General features: G+C 73.5%; 10 protein-coding genes. 4 read left to right on the forward strand and 6 right to left on the reverse strand.

Annotated features, from left to right (window positions below):
• Nucleotides 1-158: 158 nt before the first annotated feature.
• The 3 genes from LZG04_RS25705 to LZG04_RS25715 form a co-directional block, all read right to left on the reverse strand.
• The gene (locus LZG04_RS25705; protein ID WP_233821227.1) at nt 159-920 is read right to left on the reverse strand and encodes an SGNH/GDSL hydrolase family protein; all 762 of its coding nucleotides are present in this window, start codon (nt 918-920) and stop codon (nt 159-161) included.
• Nucleotides 921-1,004: 84 nt separating this feature from the next.
• Nucleotides 1,005-2,210, reverse strand: coding sequence for a glycoside hydrolase family 3 N-terminal domain-containing protein (locus LZG04_RS25710; protein ID WP_233821235.1), 1,206 nt, complete (start codon nt 2,208-2,210; stop codon nt 1,005-1,007).
• Nucleotides 2,211-2,412: 202 nt separating this feature from the next.
• Nucleotides 2,413-3,483, reverse strand: a complete 1,071-nt coding sequence (locus LZG04_RS25715) for a hypothetical protein (protein ID WP_233821245.1) — start codon at nt 3,481-3,483, stop codon at nt 2,413-2,415.
• Nucleotides 3,484-3,605: 122 nt separating this feature from the next.
• On the opposite strand from LZG04_RS25715, the gene LZG04_RS25720 reads away from it, so the two are divergent.
• The 4 genes from LZG04_RS25720 to LZG04_RS25735 all read left to right on the forward strand — a co-directional run bounded on the left by LZG04_RS25720 (nt 3,606) and on the right by LZG04_RS25735 (nt 7,424).
• Nucleotides 3,606-4,181, forward strand: coding sequence for a TetR/AcrR family transcriptional regulator (locus tag LZG04_RS25720; RefSeq protein WP_233821247.1), 576 nt, complete (start codon nt 3,606-3,608; stop codon nt 4,179-4,181).
• A gap of 83 nt (nt 4,182-4,264) precedes the next feature.
• The gene (locus tag LZG04_RS25725; RefSeq protein ID WP_233821249.1) at nt 4,265-4,714 is read left to right on the forward strand and encodes a hypothetical protein; all 450 of its coding nucleotides are present in this window, start codon (nt 4,265-4,267) and stop codon (nt 4,712-4,714) included.
• Nucleotides 4,715-4,737: 23 nt separating this feature from the next.
• Nucleotides 4,738-5,910, forward strand: coding sequence for an FAD-binding oxidoreductase (locus LZG04_RS25730; protein WP_233821275.1), 1,173 nt, complete (start codon nt 4,738-4,740; stop codon nt 5,908-5,910).
• Between the two features lie 110 nt (nt 5,911-6,020).
• Nucleotides 6,021-7,424 carry an amino acid permease gene (locus LZG04_RS25735; protein ID WP_233821303.1) on the forward strand — a complete coding sequence of 468 codons (1,404 nt, stop codon included), beginning with the start codon at nt 6,021-6,023 and terminating at the stop codon, nt 7,422-7,424.
• On the opposite strand, the gene LZG04_RS25740 is transcribed toward LZG04_RS25735, so the two are convergent.
• From LZG04_RS25740 to LZG04_RS25750, 3 genes are all read right to left on the reverse strand, one after another.
• A complete protein-coding gene (locus tag LZG04_RS25740; RefSeq protein ID WP_233821306.1) occupies nt 7,406-7,954 on the reverse strand; it encodes a carboxymuconolactone decarboxylase family protein in 549 nt (182 codons plus the stop codon). The genes LZG04_RS25735 and LZG04_RS25740 overlap by 19 nt on opposite strands.
• 17 nt (nt 7,955-7,971) lie before the next feature.
• Nucleotides 7,972-8,253, reverse strand: coding sequence for a hypothetical protein (locus LZG04_RS25745; protein ID WP_233821308.1), 282 nt, complete (start codon nt 8,251-8,253; stop codon nt 7,972-7,974).
• Nucleotides 8,254-8,414: 161 nt separating this feature from the next.
• Nucleotides 8,415-9,326: a hypothetical protein gene (locus tag LZG04_RS25750; protein WP_233821310.1), complete on the reverse strand. Its 912-nt coding sequence runs from the start codon at nt 9,324-9,326 to the stop codon at nt 8,415-8,417.
• Nucleotides 9,327-9,771: the final 445 nt, after the last annotated feature.

Below are 9,771 nucleotides of genomic sequence, written 5' to 3' on the forward strand. Positions count from 1 at the left end.
CGCTGCTACGGTCGATCGACATGGCAGGTCGGCGACTGGTTCCTGCAATCTCAGGGTCTGGGGTCAGGCTGCCGTTCAGCAGTTGGTGCGCCGTCGACTCGGCCAGGCCGGCCCAGCGGCTGACTGTCCTCGGTAACCGGCTCCTGCGCGACTGGAGGTCAGACGCGCGGCCGGGCTTCGACGGGGATCCAGGTCGGGTGCTTGCCGGTCGCGTCGTCGCCCGAGGAGATGCCCCGGATCCGGCGGTTCACCCAGGGCAGGACGTGCTCGCGGTAGTAGCGGGTTTCGGCGAGCAGGCTGCGGCGGGCGGCCGGCGACGGGTCGACGGCGTGTGCCTCGGTGGTGTGCCCGAGGGCCTTGAGGACCAGGGACGCGACCCGTTGGTGGCCGGCGGCGTTGAGGTGCAGCCGGTCCGGTGACCAGTACTCGGCGCGGCGGACTTCGACGTCGTTGAACGCGTCCACGAACAGGACGTCGTGCCGGGCGGCCAGTTCCGCGATCGCCGCGGTCAAGATCTCGCCGCGGCGGTGGATGGTGCGGCCGAACGGCAGCCGCTGGGACGGGTCGGCGCCGCTGAGCAGCACCAACCGCACCCCGGACGCCACGCAACGCCGGACGGCACGCTCGGTCAGCTCCACCAGCCGACCCAGGTCGATCCCGGGCCGCATCATGTCGTTGCCGCCGCCGTTGAGGGTCAGCATCGTCGGCGACGGCGAGAGGGCGAGCGCGGCGTCGAGCTGGCCCGTGGCGATGGGCTCCAGCAGGCGACCCCGGACGGCCAGGTTGGCGTAGTGGACGGTCTCGCCGAGCGCGACGGCGAGCCCCTGCGCCACCAGGTCGGCCCACCCCCTGGGCGTGCCGTCGGGGCGCTCGTCGCCCACCCCTTCGGTGAAGCTGTCGCCGATGGCCACGTATCGCACTGCCGGTGCCTCCCTGCTGGAACGTCACAGCCAGCATATGAGGCGCTCCCACCGACCTCGCGGGCGGTGACCGAGCACACCGGCTCAGCACACCTGCTTGGCGGTCAGCACCCGGTGGATCGCCTCGTCCACCCGGGCCGTCGGCAGCACGCCCGAGGCCACCGCGCCCTCCAGGTGCGTCAGCACCTCCGACACCCGGCCGCCCGACGACCACAGCGCGATGTCCGCGCCGGCCGCGAGCGCCTGCGTGACGGCGTCCGGCAGGCCGACCCGGTCCGTCACGGCGCGCATCGCGCCCAGGTCGTCGGTCATCGCGGGGCCGGTGAAGCCGAACTCGCCGCGCAGCAGCGCGTAGGCCGCCGGGCTGAGGGTGGCGGGCACACCGTCGGTCAGGCCGGGCACGTCGATGTGCCCCAACATCACGACGACCTGGCCGAACCGGGGCAGCTGCCGGTACGGGAGCAGGTCCGCGCCGAGCAGCGCGTCCAGCGGCGGGGAGGTGACCGCGCCCAGGTGCGAGTCGCCGGTCGTGTTGCCGTGACCGGGGAAGTGCTTGACCACCGGGGTGACGCCCGCGTCGTGCAGGCCCTGGGCGAACGCCAGCGCGTACCCGAGGGCGGTGTTCGGGTCGGGGCTGAACGAGCGGTCGCCGATGACGGTGCGGTCGGGTTGGCCGCTGGTGTCCAGCACCGGCGCGAGGTCGGTGGTGACGCCACGTTCACGCAGCACCTGCCCCCGGTCCCGCGCCACGACCCGCACCTGGTCGGGGGACAGGTCAGCCGCCATCCGCCGGGCGCTGGGCATCGAGCCGGCGAGCGCGTCCAGCCGCTGCACCCGGCCACCCTCGTCGTCCACGGCGACCGTCAGCGGCAGGGCGGCGGCGGCGTGCACGGGCGCGAGCGCGCCGGCGCTGAGCAGGCCGACGTCGTCACCGCCGATGAAGATCCCGCCCACCTGCTCGGCGCGCACGACGGACAGCGCGTCGGCGGGTCCGCGCGGGTCGACGCCGACGACCAGCAACTGCGCGAGCCGCGCCCGCAACGGCAGCGCGGCGATCTTCTCCGCGCACGGGTCCACCGGGGGCGGCGGCGGTTCGGACGTGGTGGACGACGGTGATGGCGGCGGTGACGGTGAGGACACCGTCGACGTGGGTTGCAAGGCCGCGGTCTGGCTCGTCCGGTCGCTGCGCGCCGACGTCACGATGACCGACGACGCCGCGATCAGCGCGCCGAGCGCCACGAACAGCAGGAGCGTCGACGTGCCGGCCCTCCGCATCCGGGCAGGCGTCATCGGCGATCACTCCCGGCGCGCACCGGGTGCAACCGAGGCCACATTTCACATTCCGCGTCACGGGGCATCACGGCCATGATATCCGCCGCGCCCGCCGGCCGCGTTTTGCCGGGTGCCGGAGATCGCATTTCGCGCTGATCGGGAAATGCGAAACCCCGGCCGAACCGAACGTGCCCGCGATCTTTATCACGCCGCGCCGCGATCAGCCCCGCCACCAGCGCCGTCGCCGTCCGGTGGCCACCCGGTCGCCCAGCGCGAGGCTCGACGCCAACGCGTCCGCGCTGATCGCAGGCGGGTCGACCAGGGCCCTGCGGCCGATCAGGTCGCACGCCCGCGCGACCCGGCGGTCCGGGAAGCCGTCGGCGAGCTGTGCGTCGGCCAGGGCGCGCGCCGACTGCCAGTCGCCGTCCCTGGCGGCCTGCGCCCAGCCGGACGCGTCACCGTGCTCCATGAGGTCGACCACGCCCTGGCCGTCCGGCCCGCGGCTGAGGTAGCCCGCGCGGAACGCGAGCCACCGCGCGCGGTTCATGGTCGGCAGGAGCGGCGCGATGTCGGCCGCGCACTGGGCTGCGGTCGGCGGCACGACCAGGGCGATCCCCGGCTCGTCGGCCGACGGCGCGTCGCCGACCAGGGCCGATCCCCGGTGGGCCGACCCGAACGCCTTCCCGACCTCGCACGCCTCGACGAGGGTGTTCCACTCGTCGCGGTCGCGGAGGAGGTTCTCGACGGTGAAGTGCTCCTCCGGCCCCGGGCCGCGCCACAGGTGGTCGAACGAGGCGTAGTCGACGTGGGTGTCACGGGCCCGGTGCACCTCGGGCGGCACGGGCGCGGCGGAGGCGACCGCGGCGACGGCGTCGGGCGCGCCGATCAGCAGCGGGAAGTCCTCCGGGAACCGGATGACCAGCGGTCGTTGACGCGGCGACCGCTGGGCACGCCGGTCGGGGGAGACCGGCAGGCCGTGCTCGTCCACGGTGACGAAGTCCTCGTGCTCGCCGCGGAACAGGTCGTGGAGGCGCACGCACGAGAACCGCGGGCCGAGCGAGTGGGCGAGGTCGGCCGGTCGCGACCCCAGCGCCGCGCCGGGGCGTTCACGCCACCGCACCGGGCCCGACAAGAGCACCATTCCACCTCGGCCCACCACGAGTCCCACCACCAGTCGGAACAACTCGAAGGGGTGGGTATGCGCCGTGCGCGGGCTGATCTCGGTGAGCGGGGTGGAACCGCCCGGCAACGCCAAGTCCAGCGGGCGTGCGGCGAAACCGGAATCGCTCATTCACGCATGCTAGCGGGTGTGATTCCGGCCACGCCGTGCGAGCGAATTGCCCGAGGGTTTTTCACGGCCGTGGCGAAACCGCGGAAACGGGCGGTTCGGGTCCGGACACTACTGTTCGGGCCATGGCGAGAGGACGCGTCACACGCGAGGACTGGACGATGGCGGCGCTGCGCGCCCTGGCCCGGGGCGGGGTGGCCGCGGTGTCCGTCGACGGCCTCGCGGGCGAGCTGGGCATCACGCGCGGCAGCTTCTACTGGCACTTCAAGGACCGCGACGCGCTGCTGGTGGCGGCCGTGGAGCTGTGGGAGCAGCGGACCACCGCGGACCTCATCACGCGGCTGGCGTCCCTGGACGACCCGGAGGAGAAGCTCCGCGAGGGCTTCCGCACCGCGCTGGGCGTGCAGCTCGTCCCGGGCCTGGAACCCGCGCTGGTGGCGCACGCCGACCACCCCGTGATCGCTCCCGTCCTGACCAGGGTGATCGAGCGGCGCATCGCGTACCTGGCCGAGCTGTACGCCGAGCTCGGGCTGACCCCGGCGGTCGCGCGTCGGCAGGCGGTCGTCGCCTACGCCGCCTACCTCGGGTGGGCCGAACTGCGGCGCGTCGCCACCGACGTGGTCCCGGAGGTCTCGGTGCGGGGGCAGCGCGGGCGTGCCGGGTTGAAGCACCTGATCGACCAGCTGACCGCCGTCCGCTGAGGTGCGTGCCCGTCGAGCCCTTTGACATGCACGGCTGTATGGACGAACCATACAGTCGTGCATGGTCAACGGGGAGGGTCACCATGGCGCAGCGGGCGTTGAGCGTGTTCCGGATCGGCGCGGGGGCGTGGGTCGTGACCGGTGTGGGTCACCTGGCCCTCACGGTGGCGGTGGCGTTGCAGCCCCGACAGCCGACGGCGGCGCGTGCCGTCGCGGCGATGCGGGCGCACACCACCGAGATCGCCGGGCTCCGGCGCAGCCTCTACGAACTCGACCGGGGCATGTCGCTGGTCATGGCCGTGGCGCTGGTGTTCGGCGGGCTGGTGTGCCTGCTCGTCGCGCGGTCCGCGCCCGACCTGGTCACGCGGTCGCGGTCGGTGAGCGGCCTGGGCCTGGCCTGCTCCCTCGTCGCGCTCGGCTTGTCGCTGTGGTCGTTGCCCGTGCCGCCGATCGTGCTGTTCGCCGTCGCGTCCGCGGCGTTCGGCACCGCCCTCGTCAAGGCCGGACCGGAAGTTTCCGCCCAGCTCGCCTGACCACCCGAACGTGCCGCGACCGCGTGTTATACCTGAAGCGCCCCAAGGAGAACTGCTGGCGGGAGGCGGGTCGCATGGTCACGCACGTGGTCGTCATCGGCGCGGGGGTCTACGGCGCGGCGGTGGCCGCATCGTTGTCCAGCCGGGGAGCCCGGGTCACCGTCGTGGACGCGGGCGCGCCCGGCGGCGGCACGTCCGGCGCGACGTTCTCCTGGACCAACTCGTGCGGCAAGCAACCCCGGCACTACCACGACCTCAACGTCGCGGGCATGCAAGCCCACCGGCGGCTGGCGGCCGAGGTGCCGCACGGCGACTGGTACCACGAGACCGGCAACCTGGAGTGGGCCGCCACCGACACCGACCGCGCGGCGCTGGAGCGCAAGGTCGCCGCCGTCCTCGACTACGGCTACGAGGCGCGGTGGCTCAGCCGAGCCGAGGCGTTGGACCTCGAACCCGACCTCGACCCGGCCGCGCTGCCCGCCGACGGCATCGCCTTCTTCCCGCGCGAGGGCTGGGTCGAGCCGACCCCGCTCATCGCCCACCTGGTGTCGCGGGCGGTCGCGGCCGGTGCGGAGGTCGTGCGCGACGACGCGGTGACCGGTCTGGACGTCGACGCGGGCGCGGTGCGCGCGGTCCGGCTCGCCTCGGGCCGGCGGTTGGCGACCGACGCGGTGGTCGACTGCGCCGGGCCGCGGGCCGCGCGGATCGCCGAACTGGCCGGGTTGACGCTGCCGATGCGCAACACCCGCGGCGCGCTCGTCCACACCTCGCCGGTCGCCGTCTCGGTGGCACGCGTGGTCCACGCGCCGCACGTCCACCTGCGCCCGGACGGCGGGGGACGGGTGCTGCTGCACAACCCGGAGGTCGACGGCGCGGTCCACGTGTCCGACACCGGTGAGACCCGCGTCGACCCCTCGGCCGTCGACGCGGTGGTCGAGGCCGGCCGTGCGCTCTACCCGGGCCTGCGCGCGGCGACCGCGGAGAGCGTCCGGGTGGGCGAGCGGCCCATCCCCGACGACGGCCTGCCGGTGCTGGGCCGGGTGGTCGAGCTGCCGAACTTCCACTTCGCCGTCTCGCACAGCGGCGCCACGCTGTGCCTGCACGCGGGCGACCTGGTCGCGGCCGAGGTGCTCGGCGAGGACCGGGACGAGGCCCTGGCCCCGTTCCGGTTCGAGCGGACCGCGCCGGTCCACTGAGGACCGGCCGCTTCGGTCGGCCGTATCGGCGGCGCGCGCGGTGATGGCGCGGCGCGGGCACGCCTGGCACTGTCGCGCTGCCCGTGGACCGCGCGACCTCGGAGGGTGCCTTGCCCGACCACGCGAACGGCGGGTTGCGCCGGCAGCTGACCAGCCGCCAGATCGGCATGATCTCGCTCGGCGGGGCCATCGGCACCGGCCTGTTCCTCGGCTCCGGCCTGGCGATCTCCCTGGCCGGGCCCGCGGTCGTGCTGGTCTACGTGGTCGGGGCGCTGGCCGCCGCCGCGGTGGCGTACGCGGTGGCCGAGATGGTCGTGGTGCACCCGGAGGCTGGCGGGTTCGGCGCGGTCGGGGCGCGGTACGCCGGTCCGCTGGTCGGGTACGTGCAGCGGTGGTGCTACTGGGCGACGCAGGTGATCACGGTCGGCGGCGAGGTGGTCGCGGCCGGGCTCTACGTGCGGTACTGGTGGCCGCAGGTGCCGTTGTGGGCGTCGGTGTGCCTGTTCGCGGTGGCCATCCTGGGCGTCAACTTCGCGGCCGTGCGGCTGTTCGGCGAGGTCGAGTACTGGTTCGCGATGATCAAGGTGACGGCGCTGGTCGTCTTCCTGGTCCTGGGCGGGCTGTACGTGGTGTTCGGGCTGCCGGGGCAGGACCCGGCCGGGCTGTCGGCGTGGACCGACCACGGCGGGTTCATGCCCAACGGCCTGGTGGGCGTGCTGCTGGCGGTCAGCGTGGCCACGTTCGGCTACGGCGGTGTGGAGGCGGTGGCGATGACGGCCGCCGAGTCGCGCGAACCCGGCCGTGACATCCCGCGCGCGGCTCGCCGGGTGGTGGTGCGGCTGGCGTTGTTCTACGTGCTGGCGACCGGGATCGTCGTGGCGATCGTGCCGTGGACGCGGGCAGCGGCGGTCGACGGCGTGGCGGAGAGCCCGTTCGTGACGCTGTTCGCGTCGGTCGGCGTGCCGGCGGCGGCGGGCCTGATGAACCTGGTCGTGCTCACGGCCGCGCTGTCGGCCGCGAACACCACGCTCTACCTCGCCTCCCGCGCGGTGCACTCGCTGGCGCTGGACCGCTGGGCGCCGAAGCGCCTCGCCACCGTGACCGACCGGGGCAGCCCGGTCAACGCGGTGCTCGCCTCGACCGGCGGCCTGGCCGTCGCGGCGGTGGCTGCCGCGCTGTCGCCCGACGCGGCCTTCCCCGTGCTGCTCGGCATCGCGCTGATCAGCGGCATGGTCGCGTGGATGCTGATCTTCGTGAGCCACCTGGCGTTCCGGCGCGCCCGCCGCGGCCTGCCGCCGTCGCCGGTCCGGCTGCCGGGCGCGCCGGTCACGGCGGTGCTGAGCCTGCTGTACGTGGTGCTCGTGGTGGTGGCGACGGCGTTCACCGAGGCGTTCGGCCCGGCGTGGCAGGTGGGCGTGCCGTTCGTGGCGCTGGTGTTGCTGTCCTACCCGGTGGTGCGGCTGCGCCGGTCGGCCCGCGACCGGCGGGCCGAGGACTACACCGAGCCGGTGTAGCCGTGCGCCACGATCCGCCGCGCGGACTCGGCATAGCCGTCGGTCTCGGCGGGCGCGAACGTGCCCAGGCCGTCGACGTACCGGTTGAACATGCAGAACGCGGCCGCGATCAGCACCGTGTCGTGGATCTCGACATCGGTGGCACCCTGTGCGCGGGCCCCGTCCACCAGCTCGGTGGTGACGTTGCGCCCGGACTCCTGGACGGCGGCGGCGATCCGCAGCAGCGCCCGCAGCTTCTCCGGGACCGGCGCGGTGTCGAGGTCCGCCCGCACCTGCTGGACCAGGGTCACGCCCTCGTCGAGCTGCGCGGCGGCGAACGCCGAGTGCGAGTCGCAGCAGAACCGGCACTCGTTCAACCCGGACACGTACGCCGCGATCAGTTCACGCTCGCCCGCAGGCAGCGAGTTCGGCGCGCGCAGCAGGGCTTCCGCCAGCGCGTTGAGCGGCTTGGCCGTCTCGGGCCGGAACTTCATCAGCCCGGTGATGCCGGGGAGCAGGGTCTCGTCCAAGCCGAGGTCGATGTGCGCCATGGGAGCACGCTAGCTGTTCACCGACCACTCGGGGGGTGATCGGTGAACGGCCGCACTGCGTGAACCCGCAGTGGACGGCCCGGCCCCGTCACGGGGGTGCGACGTGCACGGGGCGCTGTGGCTTGCTTGGCGTGCCCGCGCAGCATGAGCAGCACGGCGCCCGTCGTCAGCCCGAAGCCGACCACGTGGCCGAACAGGCTGACCCACTGCGCGCCGCCGACCACGAACACCATCTCGCTCATCATGGGGTCGGCCGTCACGCTCAGCCGCAGCGGCATGATGATCAGCGCACCGAGCACCCACAGCACCGCGCCGTAGAGCGGGCTACGCCGCGTAGACCGGCGGCACGGCGCCGAGCTTGCCGGTCAGCACGCCGAACCCCGCGCCGGCGATGGCCGGGATGACCATGTGGACGATGAAGCCGACCACGGCGTTGTCGACGCCGATCAGCTCCTTCTCGTCAGTTGTAGGGCATGGTCCGGAACCAACCGATCCCGAAGATCGACGGGACGCGCACGTCCCAGTACACGAGCAGGAACACGCCGAGCGCGATGAGCAGCGCCGCGCTGACCACGGCGGAGCGGCGGCCGTTGGCGCGGAACCAGCGCGGGAACCGGCCCTTGGTGCCCAGCGCCACGGCGGCGAACACGACCGCGACCAGCAGGACGTTGCCGAGGGACTGGAGCACGAACGTGCCCGCGCCGAACAGGGGGTTGCCGGAGTCCACGGCGGAGCGGAACAGCTTGGTGAACATCGGGTACGGCCGGCCGATCAGGAACGCGCCGACCAGCGCGCCGAGCACCACGACCCGGGCCACGGGTCGATCCCGGAACGGGTCCGGCAGCACGCCCAGGGCGGCGAGCCCGAGGTAGGCCATCGCCAGGCCGACCACGCCGAACACGACCGCCGACTGCACCAGCCGCACCGGCATCGTGCCGAGCATCGCGCTTGACAGCTGCGGCAGCCCCGGCCCGACGAGCACGCCGACCGCGCCGTAGGCGGCCGACACCCCGACCATGCCCGCGGTGAAGAAGCCCAAGGGGCGCAGCAGGGACCTCATCGTGCCGTGTGACGCGCCGCCGGCTTCGCTCATCGGCCCGATCGACGCGGCCATCGCGATGCTGCACGCGGTGAACATGCCGGCGAGCCCGGACACGAACGCGAACACCAGGCCCGCGGCGGTGCCCGCGATCGAGCCGGTCGCGGCGTCCTGGCCGAGCAGGGCGTTGGCCACGTTGGCCCCGATCACGTGGTCGACGAACTCGTAGGACCACAGCACGGACAGCAGCACGCCGGCGATCACGCTGCCGACGACCAGCCGTCCCGGTCTGGTGATGCGGTCGGTCCCGATGGCGGGCCGGACGTGGACCATGGGCGTTCACCTCGCTGCGGATCGGAGCGCGATCGGGAGTCGACCCAATGTCCTGGGCGGCGCGCCGGTCCGACGACTTCCACGCTGCTGTTCTCGGACCCGGCGCCGTGCCGCCGACCCGGGCACCGCGGCGGGGCCGTTCGGCGCGTCGGAAACGCACCCGGCGGCACCAGCGCGCTATCGCGAATGCCACTGCGGGGCATACGGGATCGGCACCGGTGGACCCGTTCTCGGTGCCCGCGTCGGCATTGAAGCCGAATCACCTCGCCCGTGCCAGTGGCACGATCGGAAACCCGATGCGTGGCCGGTGCGAATGGGCCGAGCAGTAGCCGGGCCGGGCAGAACCGAGGTACGTTCGAGTCGTCTTTCCCCGCCGGGTGGACAACTGCTCGACGGGCGGTGGTGACGGGCCGCATTGCTTTCGTCCGGGAACCGACTCGAATTC

This window comes from Saccharothrix sp. S26 (assembly GCF_021390395.1).
Lineage (GTDB): Bacteria > Actinomycetota > Actinomycetes > Mycobacteriales > Pseudonocardiaceae > Actinosynnema.

Coding starts and splice junctions, on each gene's coding strand:
- LZG04_RS25710 (WP_233821235.1), bottom strand. CDS start 2,210: ATGACGCCTGCCCGGATGCGGAGGGCCGGCACGTCGACGCTCCTGCTG.
- LZG04_RS25715 (WP_233821245.1), bottom strand. CDS start 3,483: ATGAGCGATTCCGGTTTCGCCGCACGCCCGCTGGACTTGGCGTTGCCG.
- LZG04_RS25720 (WP_233821247.1), top strand. CDS start 3,606: ATGGCGAGAGGACGCGTCACACGCGAGGACTGGACGATGGCGGCGCTG.
- LZG04_RS25725 (WP_233821249.1), top strand. CDS start 4,265: ATGGCGCAGCGGGCGTTGAGCGTGTTCCGGATCGGCGCGGGGGCGTGG.
- LZG04_RS25740 (WP_233821306.1), bottom strand. CDS start 7,954: ATGGCGCACATCGACCTCGGCTTGGACGAGACCCTGCTCCCCGGCATC.
- LZG04_RS25750 (WP_233821310.1), bottom strand. CDS start 9,326: ATGGTCCACGTCCGGCCCGCCATCGGGACCGACCGCATCACCAGACCG.